Below are 16,703 nucleotides of genomic sequence, written 5' to 3' on the forward strand. Positions count from 1 at the left end.
AGGGTCGCCCACAGGAGGTTGAGGAAACATGCCGGCTACCGACAAGTCCGACCGCACGATGACGAGCGTCACTGAACAGGAAGCACTCGACTTCCATTCCCAGGGTCGTCCCGGAAAGCTGGAGATTTCGCCGACGAAGCCGATGGCGACGCAGCGCGACCTGTCGCTCGCCTATTCGCCGGGCGTCGCCGTGCCCGTCAAGGCAATCGCCGAGGATCCGGCGACGGCCTACGACTATACGGCGCGCGGCAATATGGTGGCGGTGATTTCGAACGGGACGGCGATCCTCGGCCTCGGCAATCTCGGGGCGCTGGCCTCGAAGCCGGTGATGGAAGGCAAGTCCGTGCTCTTCAAGCGCTTCGCCGACGTCGATTCGATCGATCTCGAAGTCGACACCGAGAATGTCGACGAGTTCATCAACTGCGTGCGCTTCCTCGGCCCCTCCTTCGGCGGCATCAATCTCGAGGACATCAAGGCACCGGACTGCTTCATCATCGAGCAGCGGCTGCGCGAGGTCATGGACATCCCTGTGTTCCATGACGACCAGCACGGCACGGCGATCATCGCCGCCGCCGGCCTCATCAACGCGCTGGCGCTGACCGGCCGCGACTTCAAGACGACGAAGCTCGTCTGCAACGGCGCGGGCGCTGCCGCCATCGCCTGCATCGAGCTGATCAAGGCGATGGGCTTCAACCCGGCAAACATCATCCTCTGCGACACCAAGGGGGTGATCTACAAGGGCCGCACCGACGGCATGAACCAGTGGAAGTCCGCGCATGCGGTCGAGACCGACCGCCGCACGCTGGCCGAGGCGGTCGAAGGTGCCGACGTATTCTTCGGTCTTTCCGCGAAAGGTGCGCTGTCGCCCGACATGGTACGCTCGCTGGCGCCGAAGCCGATCATCTTCGCCATGGCCAACCCGGATCCGGAAATCACGCCCGAAGAGGTCGCCCAGATCCGCGACGATGCGATCGTCGCGACCGGCCGCTCCGACTATCCGAACCAGGTCAACAACGTCCTCGGCTTCCCCTACATCTTCCGCGGCGCGCTCGACGTGCGCGCCTCGACGATCAACGACGCGATGAAGATTGCCGCGGCGGAAGCGCTGGCCAGCCTCGCCAAGGAGGACGTTCCGGACGACGTCGCCGCCGCCTACCAGGGCAACCGGCCGCGCTTCGGAGCACAATATATCATTCCCGTGCCCTTCGATCCGCGCCTGATCTCGGCGATTCCGATGGCGGTCGCCAAGGCCGCCATGGAAACCGGAGTGGCGCGCAAGCCGATCGCGGATCTCAATGCCTACGGGCAGCAGCTTTCGGCCCGGCGCGATCCGATCGCCTCGACGCTGCAGCGGATCTACGAGCGCGTCCGCCGCCAGCCGAAACGCATCGTCTTTGCCGAAGGCGAGGAAGTGCAGATGATGCGCTCGGCCATTGCCTATGCGAACCAGCAGCTCGGAACGGCCATCCTGCTCGGGCGAGAAGAGCAGATGCGCGAAACCGCGGAACAGGAGGGCATCGACCTCGACCGGCCGGGGATCCAGATCGTCAACGCGCGCCTGTCGAAGCGCGTGGCGGCCTACACGGATTACCTCTATGCCCGGCTCCAGCGCAAAGGCTATCTGTTCCGCGACGTGCAGCGGCTGATCAACAACGATCGCAATCATTTCGCCGCCTCGATGGTGGCACTGGGCGACGCCGACGGCATGGTCACCGGCCTTACGCGCAATTATTCGACGGCGCTCGAGGACGTTCGCCGCTGCATCGACGCCAAGCCCGGCCACCGCGTGATCGGCGTGACGATCGCGCTTTGCCGCGGCCGCACCGTGCTCGTTGCCGACACGGCCGTACACGACATGCCCTCGGCAGAGGAGCTGGCCGACATCGCCGAGGAGGCAGCCGGCCTCGCCAAGCGGCTCGGCTACATGCCGCGGGTCGCGATGCTTGCCTATTCGACCTTCGGCCATCCATCCGGCGAACGCTCCGAGCGGGTGCGCGAGGCCGTGAAGATCCTAGACAGACGCCGCGTCGACTTCGAATATGACGGCGAAATGGCTGCCGACGTGGCTCTCAACGCGCGGGTGATGGATCAATATCCCTTCTGCCGGCTTTCCGGCACGGCCAACGTGCTGGTGATGCCCGCCTTCCACTCGGCCTCGATCTCCACCAAGATGCTGCAGGAACTGGGCGGCTCGACGGTCATCGGCCCGCTGCTCGTCGGCCTCGACAAGTCGGTGCAGATCGTCTCGATGTCGGCGAAGGATTCGGACATCGTCAACATGGCGGCAATCGCCGCCTATAATGCCGGGACGTGACCGCTACGCGTGTCGCTTCGGGACGAACTGCCTTACCGCAATCGGACAGAATCGCGAAGCTGCGCAATAACGGCACAAGCGCTCTAAGCAAAACAAGAGCCCACTTCCCGGAAAGGAAGTGGGCTCAATTCGTTGTGGCTGATCTATACCTTACGTCATGAAAAAATGACAGGAATTTACCGCGACGCGGCTCCCTCCAGCCACATCGGCGATCATCCCCTTTGTTTTTTACAATGCTAGGCGATGAAATTTAGACCCCAACCACGAAGATACACTTCGCCGTTCCCAAGATGAAAGTCAAACGCATACTTAACAAGTGGTTAATACTTGAGCGACGTTAAACATGGCACGGCTTCGCCCGAGCGGATCGCACCAGCGGTCGGCCCGAACGGAGATCAGGAGACAACGCAGATCAGGAGACAGACGAGGAAAAACGCCCGGCGTCGGCACCGTAGTAGTTGAGATAGCGTCCGGATATATTGCTGATCGGCAGAACGACAAGCACGTCCGTCGTCCGGAAAGCGTGATCAACCACGGCACCCTCTCCGACCATGGCGCCGAGGCGCATGTAGCCCTTGATGAGGGGCGGCAGCGCCGCAAGCGCCTTCTTCGGATTGATGGCTTCGGACGGCATCAGGTCCATCGTGCGATAGAGCTCCGGCCGGGCGGCGACCGCCCATTCGTCCCGGGCGAGCAGATTGTGGTGCAGGAAGGAAAGCGCCAGCGCGTGTTCCTCGGGAACCACCCCCGGAAGCGAACCGCAGCCGAACATGGCATCGACGCCATGCCTCAGCGCATAGGCCCAATTGCCCTGCCAGAGCAGTTCCACCGTACGTTTCGTCCGGTATTCGGGCAGCACGCAGGAGCGGCCGAGTTCCATGAAGCGCTTGTCCGGGTGACGGGCGAGAAGATCGTCAATTGCGAACTCGGAAGCCGAATAGAAGCCGCCCGCCCGCGCCGCGACATCCTGGCGCAGCAGGCGATAGGTGCCGACGATCTGCTCCTCCGCATCGCCTTCGATGGACGTATCGAGCACGAGCAGATGGTCGCAAATCGCGTCCCAGCCATCGACATCGCGCTTTCGCCGTTCGGCTTCAGGCGTCGCCTGCGCCTTCATCTCCTCGACGAAGACGCGGTAACGCACCGCCTGCGCCGCATCGATCTCCGCTGCAGAACGGGCAAGCCGCGTCTCGAGATTGGCGATGCGGCCGAGAACATCGGTTGCCGGTGCCGCAATCGTCCTGCGGACGCAAGCCTGTGAAGTGTCAACCACGCTCGTCGAATCCAGAAGGTCGATCGTCATGCCGTGTCATCCCGAATCGTGAGTGTCCGTCGGGCTTAGACCACGTTTGTGCAACAACATAGTGACACCAAGGCGCGAGGCAACCCCGATCCGACCGAGGCTACGATTGCCCCGTCTCGATCAGCCGAGCGACTTCCGTGAGGAGCCGCTCCGGTTCGGCCGGTTTTGTGAGAACCGCGTTCGCGCCGCTCGCAAGCAGCAGCCGATGAAGTTCGCCGCGGACGTCCGAAGTCAGAACGACCACCGGCACCCGGCTCCACTCCCCGGGCGTCTCCCTTCCGTGAAGGTGCCGCAGCAGCGCAAGACCGTCTCCGCCCGGCATGTTGAAGTCCGTAACGACGAGCCCCGGCGCCTCCTTCCCTCGCACGGCAGCTTCGAGCGCGGCGAAGTCGCTGACATGGTCGACGCTGTGTCCGGCCCTCTCCAGCATCTTCCGCAGAACCAGCGCGTTCACCGGATCGTCTTCGGCGAGCAGCACCCGGCGGCGCGGTGGGGCCGCTTCGGCTTTCGGCGGCTCGGCCCTCAGGATCGGCCTGTTGTCATTGATCCCGTCGCGTTTTTCGATGCCCGTCATGCGGCCGAGCAGCACCTCCACCAGGGATTTCTCCCGCAACGGACGGATCAGCCAGGCTTCGTACCCGCCCATACGGTTCACCGGATGACTGCTGCGCTCTTCGGGGCTGATCAGGCAGGTTCTTCGCAAGCGCTGTCGTTCGAGTGCGGGCTCCAGGGCCAGGAGCTCGCGGAACTGTGCCGCACGACGATGATCGACGATCATATCCGTCAGCGGCAGGGCTCCCGCAAGCGCCTTGGCCACCACATCGCGCGCGGCCGACAGGTCCGGCGCGCGATGGCATTGACCGCCAAGCGTCTCGATCGTCGCGGCAAGCGCCGTCGAAGCGGGGCCATCGGGAGCGAGCAAGAGTACATGAGCGCCTGCGAGGATGCCGCAGCGGGGCTGAGCCGCTGAACCAACGCCTTCGACCGGAAAGCGCATTTCGAAGCGGCTCCCCTCTCGCGCCGCGCTCGACGCCGTCAGGCTGCCGCCGAAAGCCTCCATGATGCGTCGGGATATCGCCAGCCCGAGACCCGTTCCCTTGGAACGCTGGGCGTCGTCACCGGCCTGCTCGAACTCCTCGAAGACGCGCGCCAATTCGTCGGCCGACATGCCGGGGCCGCTGTCATCGACGCGGATGCGGATCCGCCCTCCGTCGAGGTCGGCCGTGACGAGCACGCCGCCGACTTCGGTGAATTTCACGGCATTGCCGATCACGTTGAACAGCACCTGCCTGAGACGCGCCGCATCGAACGCGACGCGGTCCGGCACATTCGCATCGATCGCAGCGGCGATTTCGATGCCTTTCTCGTGGGCCCGGTGGGAAAGCATCTCCACCACGTTCTCGATGACGAGGCGCAGGTCTAGTTCGGACGGATGCAACTGGAAGCGGCCGGCAGACAGCGAGGAGAAGTCGATCAGATCCTCGACGAGTTGAACCAAAGCGTGACCCGACTGCTGCATGTCGGCAAGATAGTTCCTCTGCTCGGCGGACAATTCCGTCTGGGCGAGCAGATGGCTCATCCCGAGGATGCCGGAGAGCGGCGTGCGGATCTCGTGCGTGACGGTCGCAAGCAGGCGCGATTTCGCCTGGCTCGCCTCTTCGGCGCGCAGCCGGGCCTCCTCCCCCCGACGCGCCGCCTGTGCCTCTTCCGTCACGTCCCGGGCGATGCTGTGACGCATCAGCCGGCCGGTTGCCGGCTCGCGGATGACGACGTCGTGCCAATCGTAGAGACGCAAGCCGGCCGGCGTCGCGAAACGGACGATGAAACGATCGGGATCCGACCGCGGTTCGAAAGTCAGGCCCAGTGAAGCGCAGGTCAGCCCCCGTACGTCGGCTCGGCCGCAAATTCGAGTGAACACCCCGTTTGCCTGGACGATCCTGCCGTCCATGCCGCGGATGACGGCGATGTCCCCCAGCGCGTCGTGGATCGTCGACAACAGCTTCGCCGTCTCGGAACATTGCCGCCTCGCATCGCCTCCGATCTCGCCCGTTTCAGAGGCCTGCCGGGCCGCGCCATTGCCGGAGAGCAGCAGATAGGTGCCAGCGAGAGCACTGATGGCAGCAAGGACCGGCAACAGATAAAAATCGGCGCGCGCGCCGAGGACGAGGAGAAGGCCCGCAGCAGCGAGGCCAGCGAGGGCAAAGAGAACTCGGCCAACGGATGTTTCGCTGTCGTTCGCAGACCGCAAGAGGCCGCCGGCCGCCACGACCATCGCCGGTGGCGCGATCTCAACGACCCCAGATCTTGCGCCCGGGCCGCGTTGTTTCCCTTGCTTGGCCGATGGAAGCTTGCTCATGCCCTCAACCTGGCATGGCAAGCCTTCCGAAGGGCTTCAACGGACCTCTAAAGTTTTAGCGACCGCGTCTTTTTCGCCTGCAGGAGCTCGTCCAGAATGATCGCTCCGGCACCGATGGTGATGAAACTGTCGGCGAGATTGAAGACGGCGAAGGACCAGGTGGGCGTGTGGAACAGGATGTAGTCGATGACATAGCCGAAAAGCAGCCGGTCGACGAGATTGCCGAGTGCCCCGGCGATGATCATCGCATAGCCGAGATGGGCGAAGAAGCGATCCTTCGGGGTGCGGCGCCACAGCCAGAGCACGAAGGTGACAACGGCCAGGCGGATGCCGACGATGAACCAGCCTTCCATGCCGGAGAGCATCGAAAAGGCGACGCCGTAATTATAGGTCCGGTAGAGGGCGAGCATCGGAATGACCGGCACGGCCTCCTGAAAGGGCAGGAAGGCTTCCACCAGGTATTTGATGGCCTGGTCGGCAACGAGCGCGACGAGAATGAAAAGCGCGATCGGCAGCGGCCGGGAAAAAGGAGTGTTCCGATCGCTCATCAGCGGGCATCCAGCGACAGAAGGTGGCGGCGCGCCTCGAACAGCATGATGCCGGTGGCGATCGCCAGATTGAGGGAGTCGGCGCGCCCCGCTTGCGGAATGCGCGCCAGCGCGCCGGCTTCGCGGGCGAGTTCGACCGGCAGGCCTGCCTGCTCGTTGCCCATCAGCAGGACGACCGGCTTTGACCGGTAGTCGATGGTGCGGTAGTCGACGGAGCCCGCCAGATGCGTCGCCACGACCTGGACGCCCGCCGACTTCTGCCAGCGGACGAACTCCTCGGCACTGGCACGCGCGATCGGCATGGCGAAGACGGAGCCCATCGTCGCCCGCACGGTTTCAAGCGAGAAAGGATCGGTGGTCTCGCCGACCAGGATGATGCCGGAGGCACCGGCGGCGTCGGCGGTGCGGATGATGGTGCCGAGATTGCCCGGATCGCGCACCCGGTCAAGCGCCACATAGGTCTCGCCCTCGTGAGGGCGGATATCCTTCAGCGGTTGATAGCGCTGCTCGAAAATGCCGACCACCATTTGCGGGTTGTCGCGGCGGGTGATCGTCGAAATCACCTTTTCGCTGACCTCGAGAACGAGACCGCCCTTTGCCACGGTCTTTGCCGCAACCTGCTCGACCTGCGGCTTGCCCTTGGCCGCCTTGGCATAGACGAGCGTCTTGATCTTCCAGCCGAGATCGAGCGCATCGATAACCAGCTTCAGCCCTTCGGCCATGAAGGAACGGGTCTCGTCGCGATGCTTCTTCTGGGCCAGCGCGCGGATATCCTTGATGATCGGATTGGTGAGGCTGGTGACCTCCTTCACCTGGCCGACGCGCGGCGTGCCGTGTTCGCTTCTGTCAGAGTTCATTTGGGTACCCAGCGGCTGAAAAGTGAGGTGGAAAGCGCCCGCCCCGGCGCCCTGCCGTCAAGACCGCCCTCGCGGATGATGAGCTCACCCGATTCCACCCGGCCGCCGCGCCCGCGCATCGTCTCGCGCATGAGTTCGTGGATCGAATAGAAGCTGGCGCGGATCGAATAGGCGGTCAGCACCAGGCCGCGGGCATCCTCAGACAGGATTTCGCGGCAGATGTCGAGCATCGCCGCCAGATGATCGAAGAGCTGCCAGACCTCACCGTTCGGCCCCCGGCCGAACTTGGGCGGGTCGGTCAGGATGATGTCGTAGCGGCTGCCGCGCCGCTCCTCGCGCTGGATGAACTTCATGGCGTCGTCGCAGATCCACCGGATCGGCAGTTTCTCGGCGCGCGCCATTGCCTGGTTCTCGCGTGCCCATCCGATCGCCTTCTTCGAGGCATCGACATGGGTCACCTCCGCGCCCGCCTTCGCGGCGACCAGCGAGGCGACGCCGGTATAGCCGAAAAGATTGAGGACCTTCAGCGGCCGGCCGGCCGACGCCACCTGGTCCTTCATCCACGACCAGTGGGCAAGCTGCTCGGGGAAGACGCCGACGTGGCGGAAGGAGGTGAAGCGGCCGAGGAAATCCGTATCGAGAAGCTGCATCGGCCAGGTTTCCCCGAGCGCTTCGCGCGGGAAGCGCCAGCGGCCCATGCCGTCCTCGTCGGTGTCGCCGGTGAAGATCGCATCCGCCTTTTCCCAGATGGCGGCCGGGAGTGCCTTCGGCCACAGCGCCTGAGCCTCCGGCCGGACGATCCGATACGGGCCGTACTGCTCAAGCTTCTCGCCGTCGCCGCTGTCGATCAGGTGGTAGCCGGCGGTCGGCACCGTTTCGAGGATGAGCGGCACGGTCTCGGCCGGCTTCTCGCCGCTGCGCGGCTCGATGACACGGGCCGGGGCGCTCTCCTGTGCGGCCGGCCGCGGCGATCTCTGCGGCGCCGCTTTGGGCGGTGGCAGCCCGCCGGCCTTGCCCTTCGGAGGGCCGCTCTTTGCCGATGGATGCCTTTGCTCGTGACGACCGCCACGGGCCTCCGCGCCGCGGCCCTTCGCCGCCGTGACCGAGGCGTTCTTCGATCGCCGATCTTTTTCCTTCACGCGCTGACCCTTGGATTTCGCTCGACCACCGGCACATCCGCTCTCGCCCGGCAATCGGGCGGAAGCTCGCGTGCGAGTGCCTTGTTCGCGTCCCGAATTGGACGCGCGACATGTTCAATGCGTGCAATAGCATCGTGGATGCTCTTGGCAAAGCCGTTTCCGGTCTGCGAAGATCGGTAGCGTCACCTACAGCTGCCGCGTGCCTTATCAGGCGCGCAAAGGTCTCTGTAGCACTTTGAATTGCTGCATGTGTCCTTAAATCGAGGTCGATTTAAGGACACATGCAGCAGACGGGAGGAAGCTCGATGGAAATCACCGGAGAGGAGCGGATCGCGGCACGCCGCGAGGCGGTTTGGCAATGCCTGAACGACCCCGACATCCTGAAGCGATGCATACCCGGCTGCCAGGCGATCGAAGCGATCTCGCCGACGGAACTCACTGCCGTCGTGAAGGTCAAGATCGGTCCGGTGTCGGCGACCTTCAACGGCACCGTCACGCTCTCCAACCTGAACCCGCCCGAGAGCTACAGGATATCCGGTGAGGGAAAGGGCGGCATCGCCGGATTCGCCAAGGGGGCGGCGGATGTCACGCTCGCTGAAGGAAGCGACGAAACAGTGCTGCGCTACGACGTCAAGGCCGAAGTCGGCGGCAAGCTGGCCCAGCTAGGCTCTCGCCTGATCGATTCGACGGCCAAGAAGCTTGCACATCAGTTCTTCGCCAATATCAACCTCGCCATCAGCGGCGGCGCCGAAGCGGCGAGTTGAAACGACCCGTGCCGGCGCCCGTCAGTTCTGCGGCGCCGGCAGGCTCGTCTGCGCCAGCCTTTCGGCCTCGCTGCGGTGCTTTTCCGCCTCCTGATGCCACTTCAGCGCCTCATGGGCCTCGCTGCGCGCGCGGCGACGGTATTTTCCCTGGCTGAGCCAGACCGCGGCCGCTCCCAGTACGAGGCCGACGATCACCGCGAGAAAAAGGAAAAGGAAAAAGGGCGCCGACACCGAAAGCACGCTGTCGGCGGTATCGAAGGGATTGAGCGCCAAAGTGACGGTCTGCCGGTTGGCCACGCTCAAGGCGATGAGGATCACCCCAAGCGGTACGAGCACGACGATGTTGACGATTTTCTTGAACATGCACCGCTCCGGCTATGGCACCGGCTGGGAATGCTCTTCGGCAGGCACGGCGCGCAGATTGCAATGAGAGGGACGCCCGCGCCTTCGGAGAACGGTCCGCCCGGCCGATACGCCTCTCGTTCAGTCTTCGTCCTTGCCGTTCATGCCGGGATTGAGCCGCTCGCGCAGCTCCTTGCCGGTCTTGAAGAAAGGCACCCATTTCTCCTCGACGAACACGGAATCGCCCGTGCGCGGGTTGCGGCCCGATCGCGACGGCCGGTTCTTCACCGAGAAGGCACCGAAGCCGCGCAATTCGACCCGGTTTCCGGCCGCAAGGGCATCAGTGATCTCATCGAGAACCGCATTGACGATATTTTCGACATCACGGTGATAGAGGTGCGGATTGCGCGCGGCAACAATCTGCACCAGTTCTGACTTGATCACGTTCGCCCCCTCGGTCTTTTGCTTGTTCCGTCTGCATTATGACGCTTGGAAGGTCTCGCCCGACCCCGTTCTGCGGTGAGAGCCATATGGCGCTCAGGGCGGCTTGTGGAGCCTTCCTTATTGAGCATCAACCTGCCAAACCGAAACAAGACCGTCAAGAAACAACTTGTCGCCGCCGATCTTTTCGAGCCCGTTCATCGCCGGAAAAGCGTCATATCCCAACAGCTTGAGCCAATGGGAGACGACCGTCGAAAGCCCGAAAGGAAAGGAACCGCCCGGTGCTTCCCACTCGACCACGGGCAAGTCCTTCGACACCTTGCGTTCGGCCAGAAATGCCCTGATCTCGTCATCTCCGCCGATCGTATCGATGAGCTTGCCGTGGAGGGCCTGCCGCCCGGTGAAGATGCGGCCATCGGCTAGAGCCAGCGCCTCCGGCCGCGGCAGCTTGCGCCGTTCTGACACCAGATCGACGAACCAGTCGTAGCTGTCGTCGATCATCGTCTGGATCATCGCCCTGGCCTCCGGGCTCGGCGGGTGGAACGGCGATGGCTCGGCCTTCAGCGGCCGCGACTTTATCGATTCCAGCGACACGCCGACCTTGTCCATCAATTGCTTGACCTGCGGATACTGGAAGATGACGCCGATCGAGCCGGTGATGGAGGTTTCGCCGGCAACGATGCGATCGCCGGCGAGCGCGATCATGTAGCCGGCCGAGGCGGCGAGCGTCCTGACATCGGAGACCACCGGCTTCTTGGCGGCGACCTTGCGGATGGCCTTATAGAGCACTTCTCCGCCGTAGGTGGTGCCGCCCGGCGACGAGATCGTCACGATCAGAGCCTTGGCGGACTTGTTGTCGGCAATCCGCTCCAGCCTCTCGACCAGTTCCCGGTCGTCCTGGATGACGCCCGAAACGGTGACGCGGGCAACATGCTCGCGGGCCCGCTCGCTGACCTCGGTCCAGCCGGAAAAGGCAATCAGCGCGAAACCGCCCAGGACAAGAATGGCAGCAGCCGCCCAGCGCCAGAAGCTCAGCTTCCTGCGCAGGCTGCGACGGTCGGCAATGGCGAGTTCGTCCATGGGCATCTCCCAAATCTTGGCGCGGGTTCTGTCAGTTTCCCCAGGAACATGCTATCTGCACGCGCGGTGGCAGGCTAGATAGGCGCGGCTGGCGGCCGAGGAAAGTCGAAAGCCGGTGCTTTTCGCAGCCCCTTCAAAGTTTTTGCCGCTCCATTGCCGGACGACAACAAAATAACCATATTCGCCGTGACTTACGCCCTTCAATGTGAATGCGCATCCTGCGCGCACCGCAGGAACCCAACGGAATTGACGAGCTCTTGATGCTGAACCAAGCGCGCTTTCCCGATATCTTTGCCGATTCGGGCACGAGCCCCGCAGATGCCTATGCATCGGCGGCGCGGCATTCCGCGCGGGTAAAGCGCCTGAAAGTCGTCTTGCCGCTCGCGGCCGGCGTGATCGCTCTCGTCTTTGCGGCCGTTTCCTTCGTGCGCGCCTTCCTGCCGGAGGAATTGCAGCTCGAAACAGCGACGATCGAAAACGGAAAGATCGTCATGCAGAACCCGGCTATTTCCGGCCGCAACCGGCAGGACATCAGCTATTCCATGAAGGCGCAGCGCGCGCTGCAGGACATCGCCAATCCGGATATCATCACGCTCGAGCGGATCCACGCCGAAATGCCGGTCAACGAGACGCTGATCGCCACGGTGGACGCGACGAGCGGCATTTACGATCGGGGCGCAAATACGCTCGACATGAACGCCCCGTTCACTATTTCGATGAATAATGGCGTCAATGCCGATTTCCAGTCGGCTTATCTGGATATCGACGTCGGCGAGATGGAAACGAAACGTCCGATTGCCATCAGCATGAACGGCGGATCGATCATTGCGCAGTCGCTGCGAATGACAGATAAGGGACGTATTGTAACATTCGAGGGCATGGTCAGGGTCAATGTCGAGCCCAGCGCCATCCGCAAGAACGCCAAATAGGACCTGGTGCATCCCCATGTCGGTCACTTCTACCGTTTCTTTCAAGGTATCCGCCACCCTGGCTGCCGCCGGCATCGGCGCTTTGATCATTGCTTCCGGCGCCCTGGCGCAGGCCACATCCAGCCGCATGAAGGGCCTGCAGCTTTCCAATGACAAGCCGATCCAGATCGAGAGCGACAAGCTCGAGATCAAGGATCCGGAAAGCAAGGCGATCTTCACCGGCAATGTGAAGGTCGTGCAGGGCACGACGACGCTGCAGGCCGGCAACATGACCGTCTTCTACAAGGCGACCGAGGGCGCCACGATCACGAGCGGCAATGCCGATATCGACCGGATCGAGGTCGACAATCGCGTGTTCCTGAGCTCCGGCACCCAGCAGGCGACCGGCGACAGCGGCATCGTCAACATGACCAAACAGACGATCGTGCTGAAGGGTGAGAAGGTGGTGCTGTCCGAGGGCAAGAACGTCTTCGTCGGCTGCCAGTTGAATGTGCAAATGGATACGGGCGAAGCCCAGCTCGAGGCCTGCGGCGGCCGCGTGCAGATTCAGCTCGATCCGCAGTCCCGCAAGCAGAATTGATGCAAGATTCGGACGTGCAGATTCCCTTTCTTCCCAAACGCAAACGGGTCAAGAAACCGCCGGCGGCAGCCGTTGCTGCGCGCACGGTCGACAAGGCGCGCTATGACGGCACGCTGATTGCCCGCAACCTGACGAAGTCCTACCGCTCGCGGCGCGTCGTCAACGGGGTCTCGCTTGTCGTGCGGCGCGGCGAGGCGGTCGGCCTGCTCGGCCCGAACGGCGCCGGCAAGACGACCTGCTTCTACATGATCACCGGACTGGTCCCGGTCGACGAGGGATCGATCGAGATCAACGGCAACGATGTCACCAGCATGCCAATGTACCGCCGGGCGCGGCTCGGGGTCGGTTACCTGCCGCAGGAAGCCTCGATCTTCCGTGGGCTGACGGTGGAGGAAAACATCCGCGCCGTGCTCGAGATCCACGACAAGAACGTCGATCGGCGCGAGAGCAAGCTCAACGACCTGCTTGCCGAATTTTCGATCACGCATCTGCGCAAGTCGCCGGCCATCGCCCTTTCGGGCGGCGAACGCCGGCGCCTGGAAATCGCGCGCGCACTTGCGACCGACCCGACCTTCATGCTGCTCGACGAACCCTTTGCGGGCGTCGATCCGATCTCGGTCGCCGACATCCAGGCGCTGGTCCGGCACCTGACCTCGCGCGGCATCGGCGTCCTGATCACCGACCACAACGTGCGCGAGACACTCGGACTGATCGACCGCGCCTATATCATCCATGCCGGTGAAGTGCTGACGCACGGGCGTGCGAACGACATCGTCACCAATCCGGATGTGCGCAGGCTCTATCTGGGCGACAATTTCAGCCTGTAACCATGCGTGCAGGCGAATTGCCGCTCCACAACGCCTCGGCGCTTGACCAAATCCTAGTAATAAGCAATTTTTGGGCCAACTAAGAAAAGGCCCGTCCACGCAAGACTGGCCCGGAGATTTGACGGGAGTTTCGCGTCTGCATGGCTTTGTCCGCCAGCCTTCATTTGCGACAGTCACAGTCGCTGGTCATGACGCCGCAACTGATGCAGTCGATCCAGCTGCTTCAGATGACGCATCTTGAGCTCGGCCAGTTCATCGCCCAGGAAGTCGAAAAGAACCCGCTGCTTGAATTTCAATCCGCCGAGGAGGCGGGCATCGGCACCGATCGGTCCGAACGCGACGAGGCAAGCCTGACCGCCGAGGCGGGCGGCGGGACGGAAGAGGGCGCCGGCCAGGGCGATTTCTACGACAGCGCCACGTCAAGCTCCGGCGAGCGGCTCAGTGAAGAACTCGATGCCGACTTCGCCAACGTCTTCCAGGACGACACGGCGCCGCAGCGCGCCGATGCCCCGGAACTGCTCGGCCAGTGGAAATCGATGCCGGGTGCGGGCGGCAGCGACGATGGCGAGGGGTATGATCTCGACGATTTCGTCGCCGACCGGAAGACGCTGCGCGAGACGCTCATCGAGCAGGTCCCCTTTGCGCTTGGCACCCCCGGCGACCGTCTGATCGCGCAGCATCTCATCGATCAGCTCGATGAAGCGGGCTATCTGCATGCGGAGATCGCGGAGACGGCGGCAAGGCTCGGCGCGACGACGGAGGATGTGACGCGCGTCCTTCTCGTGCTGCAGCAGTTCGATCCGCCCGGCGTCTTCGCGCGCAATCTCAGCGAATGCCTGGCCATTCAACTTCGGTTGCGCAACCGCCTCGATCCGGCCATGGAGGCGCTTGTCGCCAATCTCGAGCTTCTGGCCCGCCGCGACTTCGCCAGCCTCAAGAAGATCTGCGGGGTGGACGAGGAGGATCTCGTCGACATGCTCGCCGAGATCCGCAAGCTCGACCCGAAGCCGGGGACAAGCTTCGAGACCGGCGTCACCGAGGCGATCATACCCGACGTCATCGTCCGTTCGGCGCCCGATGGCGGCTGGCTGGTCGAGCTCAATCCCGACGCGCTGCCGCGGGTACTCGTCAACCACGACTATTTTGCCGAGGTCTCGCGCCATAGCCGGAAGAACAGTGCCGAGCAGGCCTTTCTCGCCGAATGCATGCAGAACGCCAACTGGCTGACGCGCAGTCTCGACCAGCGCGCCAGGACGATCATGAAGGTCGCGAGCGAGATCGTCCGGCAGCAGGATGCCTTCCTGGTCCACGGCGTCGACCACCTGCGGCCGCTGAACCTCAGGATCATCGCCGACGCGATCAAGATGCATGAATCGACGGTGAGCCGCGTCACCTCGAACAAGTACATGCTGACCCCGCGCGGCCTTTTCGAACTGAAGTATTTCTTCACCGTCTCGATCGGCTCGGCGGAGAACGGCGACGCCCATTCGGCGGAATCCGTCCGGCACCGGATCCGCACTATGATCAGCCAGGAAAGCGCCGACGCCGTGCTGTCCGACGACGATATCGTCGATGTCCTAAAACAGGCCGGCGTCGACATCGCGCGACGCACCGTCGCCAAATATCGCGAAGCGATGAACATCCCCTCCTCGGTCCAGCGCCGTCGCGAGAAGCGCGCCCTTGCAAAGGCAGCCGGCTTCTGATTGCGGTTTTTTTGGGCTGCAATTGACTCCTTACGACGCAGGCGATATGAGGCCGCCGCGAATTGCCGAGGCCATCACTCCACCTTCGGCGGCTTCAAGCGGCCCATCCGCACCCTTGCTGAAATGCTTGGATGACGAAGGCGCTTGGAATAGACTGGATGCGCAAGTCACGAACGAGAGAGGAAACTCCATGAGTGTGCGTGTATCCGGTAAACATATGGAAATCGGCGAATCGTTTCGCTCGCGCATCGGCGAGCAGGTCCGCGAGGCCGTAACCAAATATTTCGACGGAGGATATTCAAGCCAGGTCACTGTGGAAAAATCCGGCTCACGCTTCAGCGCCGACTGCAAGCTTCATCTCGATACGGGCGTGGTCTTGCAGGCGAACGGTCAGGCGAATGAGCCACAGGCGGCCTTCGACGCAGCCTCGGACCGCATCGAGAAGCGGCTCCGGCGCTACAAGCGCAAGCTCAAGGACCATCACAACGGCAACGGCCAGAATGCCGCCGAGGTGGCCTATAGGGTGATGGACTCGGTTCCTTTCGAGGACGAGGAAGTTCCCGACGATTATGCACCGACCATCGTTGCCGAAAGCACGAAGCAATTGAGAACGATGTCCGTTGCCAACGCCGTCATGGCGCTCGACATGACGGACGAACCGGTGCTGATGTTTCGCACCCCAGGCAAGGAAGATCTGAACATCGTCTATCGGCGCAACGATGGAAATATTGGCTGGATCGACGCCGCCAATATCAAGGGATGAGTGGATTGGGGAATGCCGGCGCCGTCGGCCTTCCCCGCCGTTCTGATCGGCGGGCCGCCGGGAAAGTTCGATTTTTCTGTGCATGGGACCCGCCAGGCTGAAGATGGTTAGAGCCATTGCGGCATATTTGTGATCAAGTTGTCGGGCCCTGACCGGCGAACGAGGATAAAAGAATGGCATTGGCAGGCTTGCTGCATCAAAATGCGATCATCCCGGCCATGAAGGCCAACTCGAAAAAGCAGCTCCTTCTGGAATTGGCGGCAAAAGCATCGAAACTCACCGGCCTGCCGGAAAGGGAGATTTTCGACGTCATCCTGCAACGCGAGCGCCTCGGCTCGACCGGCGTCGGCAACGGCATCGCCATCCCGCATGGAAAGCTCGGCAATCTTTCCTCGCTCGTCGGCATCTTCGCGCGGCTCGATACGCCCGTCGATTTCGAGGCGCTGGATGACCAGCCGGTGGACCTCGTCTTCCTGCTGCTGGCGCCGGAAGGCGCCGGAGCCGATCATCTGAAGGCACTGTCGCGCATTGCGCGGGTGCTTCGCGACCATGACATGGTGACGCGAATCCGGGCGACCGATTCCGCTAGCGCCATCTACATGCTCCTCAACGAAGACACGACTTCGCACGCCGCGTGACAAGCGGCCGCAATGGCGCGACTCGGATCCCTGTAACTGACCGAAAACCGGCGCGATCGTGTTTCCGTTACAATGGCGCTGCGTGCATCCGGAATGATCAAGGAATTCAAACGTTCCGC

16 protein-coding genes are annotated in these 16,703 nt (G+C 63.0%); 8 read left to right on the forward strand and 8 right to left on the reverse strand.

Annotated elements, in window-relative coordinates:
* Positions 1 to 28: 28 nt before the first annotated feature.
* A complete protein-coding gene (locus tag AU381_RS10005) occupies positions 29 to 2,314 on the forward strand; it encodes an NADP-dependent malic enzyme (RefSeq protein ID WP_064241555.1) in 2,286 nt (761 codons plus the stop codon).
* Positions 2,315 to 2,726: 412 nt separating this feature from the next.
* Here the strand turns inward: AU381_RS10005 and olsB are convergent, their stop codons facing one another.
* The 5 genes from olsB to AU381_RS10030 all read right to left on the reverse strand — a co-directional run bounded on the left by olsB (position 2,727) and on the right by AU381_RS10030 (position 8,517).
* Entirely contained in the window at positions 2,727 to 3,617 is an 891-nt protein-coding gene (gene olsB / locus AU381_RS10010) for a l-ornithine N(alpha)-acyltransferase (RefSeq protein ID WP_064241556.1), read from the reverse strand.
* Between the two features lie 100 nt (positions 3,618 to 3,717).
* Positions 3,718 to 5,973, reverse strand: coding sequence for a hybrid sensor histidine kinase/response regulator (locus AU381_RS10015; RefSeq protein ID WP_064241557.1), 2,256 nt, complete (start codon positions 5,971 to 5,973; stop codon positions 3,718 to 3,720).
* A gap of 47 nt (positions 5,974 to 6,020) precedes the next feature.
* The gene (lspA, locus tag AU381_RS10020) at positions 6,021 to 6,521 is read right to left on the reverse strand and encodes a signal peptidase II (protein ID WP_064241558.1); all 501 of its coding nucleotides are present in this window, start codon (positions 6,519 to 6,521) and stop codon (positions 6,021 to 6,023) included.
* Entirely contained in the window at positions 6,521 to 7,378 is an 858-nt protein-coding gene (locus AU381_RS10025) for a TrmH family RNA methyltransferase (RefSeq protein WP_064241559.1), read from the reverse strand. Before AU381_RS10025 ends, lspA begins: the two co-directional genes overlap by 1 nt.
* Positions 7,375 to 8,517 (reverse strand): RsmD family RNA methyltransferase, encoded by a 1,143-nt coding sequence (locus AU381_RS10030; protein WP_064241560.1) that lies wholly within the window; start codon positions 8,515 to 8,517, stop codon positions 7,375 to 7,377. Before AU381_RS10030 ends, AU381_RS10025 begins: the two co-directional genes overlap by 4 nt.
* Positions 8,518 to 8,822: 305 nt before the next feature.
* Between AU381_RS10030 and AU381_RS10035 the strand changes: the two genes are divergently transcribed.
* Entirely contained in the window at positions 8,823 to 9,281 is a 459-nt protein-coding gene (locus AU381_RS10035) for an SRPBCC family protein (RefSeq protein WP_064241561.1), read from the forward strand.
* 21 nt (positions 9,282 to 9,302) lie between these two features.
* Here the strand turns inward: AU381_RS10035 and AU381_RS10040 are convergent, their stop codons facing one another.
* From AU381_RS10040 to sppA, 3 genes are all read right to left on the reverse strand, one after another.
* Positions 9,303 to 9,644: a DUF1049 domain-containing protein gene (locus tag AU381_RS10040; protein ID WP_064241562.1), complete on the reverse strand. Its 342-nt coding sequence runs from the start codon at positions 9,642 to 9,644 to the stop codon at positions 9,303 to 9,305.
* 120 nt (positions 9,645 to 9,764) lie between these two features.
* The gene (locus AU381_RS10045) at positions 9,765 to 10,067 is read right to left on the reverse strand and encodes an integration host factor subunit beta (RefSeq protein WP_064241563.1); all 303 of its coding nucleotides are present in this window, start codon (positions 10,065 to 10,067) and stop codon (positions 9,765 to 9,767) included.
* 117 nt (positions 10,068 to 10,184) lie between these two features.
* Positions 10,185 to 11,144, reverse strand: coding sequence for a signal peptide peptidase SppA (sppA, locus tag AU381_RS10050; protein WP_064241564.1), 960 nt, complete (start codon positions 11,142 to 11,144; stop codon positions 10,185 to 10,187).
* A gap of 260 nt (positions 11,145 to 11,404) precedes the next feature.
* Between sppA and lptC the strand changes: the two genes are divergently transcribed.
* The 6 genes from lptC (at position 11,405) to ptsN (ending at position 16,584) form a co-directional block, all read left to right on the forward strand.
* The gene (gene lptC / locus AU381_RS10055) at positions 11,405 to 12,073 is read left to right on the forward strand and encodes an LPS export ABC transporter periplasmic protein LptC (protein ID WP_064241896.1); all 669 of its coding nucleotides are present in this window, start codon (positions 11,405 to 11,407) and stop codon (positions 12,071 to 12,073) included.
* Between the two features lie 16 nt (positions 12,074 to 12,089).
* Positions 12,090 to 12,653 (forward strand): LptA/OstA family protein, encoded by a 564-nt coding sequence (locus AU381_RS10060; RefSeq protein ID WP_064241565.1) that lies wholly within the window; start codon positions 12,090 to 12,092, stop codon positions 12,651 to 12,653.
* A complete protein-coding gene (gene lptB, locus AU381_RS10065) occupies positions 12,653 to 13,480 on the forward strand; it encodes an LPS export ABC transporter ATP-binding protein (RefSeq protein WP_064241566.1) in 828 nt (275 codons plus the stop codon). Before AU381_RS10060 ends, lptB begins: the two co-directional genes overlap by 1 nt.
* Before the next feature lie 140 nt (positions 13,481 to 13,620).
* On the forward strand, positions 13,621 to 15,183 hold the full coding sequence (gene rpoN, locus AU381_RS10070; RefSeq protein WP_064241567.1) for an RNA polymerase factor sigma-54: 1,563 nt from the start codon (positions 13,621 to 13,623) through the stop codon (positions 15,181 to 15,183).
* A 190-nt stretch (positions 15,184 to 15,373) separates the two neighbouring features.
* On the forward strand, positions 15,374 to 15,946 hold the full coding sequence (gene hpf / locus AU381_RS10075; RefSeq protein WP_064241568.1) for a ribosome hibernation-promoting factor, HPF/YfiA family: 573 nt from the start codon (positions 15,374 to 15,376) through the stop codon (positions 15,944 to 15,946).
* 173 nt (positions 15,947 to 16,119) lie between these two features.
* Positions 16,120 to 16,584 (forward strand): PTS IIA-like nitrogen regulatory protein PtsN, encoded by a 465-nt coding sequence (gene ptsN / locus AU381_RS10080; RefSeq protein ID WP_064241569.1) that lies wholly within the window; start codon positions 16,120 to 16,122, stop codon positions 16,582 to 16,584.
* Positions 16,585 to 16,703: the final 119 nt, after the last annotated feature.

Source organism: Sinorhizobium glycinis, from assembly GCF_001651865.1.
Taxonomy (GTDB): Bacteria; Pseudomonadota; Alphaproteobacteria; order Rhizobiales; family Rhizobiaceae; genus Sinorhizobium; species Sinorhizobium glycinis.

Coding starts and splice junctions, on each gene's coding strand:
- ptsN (WP_064241569.1), top strand. CDS start 16,120: ATGGCATTGGCAGGCTTGCTGCATCAAAATGCGATCATCCCGGCCATG.
- rpoN (WP_064241567.1), top strand. CDS start 13,621: ATGGCTTTGTCCGCCAGCCTTCATTTGCGACAGTCACAGTCGCTGGTC.
- sppA (WP_064241564.1), bottom strand. CDS start 11,144: ATGGACGAACTCGCCATTGCCGACCGTCGCAGCCTGCGCAGGAAGCTG.
- lspA (WP_064241558.1), bottom strand. CDS start 6,521: ATGAGCGATCGGAACACTCCTTTTTCCCGGCCGCTGCCGATCGCGCTT.
- AU381_RS10060 (WP_064241565.1), top strand. CDS start 12,090: ATGTCGGTCACTTCTACCGTTTCTTTCAAGGTATCCGCCACCCTGGCT.
- AU381_RS10025 (WP_064241559.1), bottom strand. CDS start 7,378: ATGAACTCTGACAGAAGCGAACACGGCACGCCGCGCGTCGGCCAGGTG.
- AU381_RS10005 (WP_064241555.1), top strand. CDS start 29: ATGCCGGCTACCGACAAGTCCGACCGCACGATGACGAGCGTCACTGAA.
- AU381_RS10015 (WP_064241557.1), bottom strand. CDS start 5,973: ATGAGCAAGCTTCCATCGGCCAAGCAAGGGAAACAACGCGGCCCGGGC.
- lptC (WP_064241896.1), top strand. CDS start 11,405: ATGCTGAACCAAGCGCGCTTTCCCGATATCTTTGCCGATTCGGGCACG.
- olsB (WP_064241556.1), bottom strand. CDS start 3,617: ATGACGATCGACCTTCTGGATTCGACGAGCGTGGTTGACACTTCACAG.
- hpf (WP_064241568.1), top strand. CDS start 15,374: ATGAGTGTGCGTGTATCCGGTAAACATATGGAAATCGGCGAATCGTTT.
- AU381_RS10035 (WP_064241561.1), top strand. CDS start 8,823: ATGGAAATCACCGGAGAGGAGCGGATCGCGGCACGCCGCGAGGCGGTT.
- lptB (WP_064241566.1), top strand. CDS start 12,653: ATGCAAGATTCGGACGTGCAGATTCCCTTTCTTCCCAAACGCAAACGG.
- AU381_RS10040 (WP_064241562.1), bottom strand. CDS start 9,644: ATGTTCAAGAAAATCGTCAACATCGTCGTGCTCGTACCGCTTGGGGTG.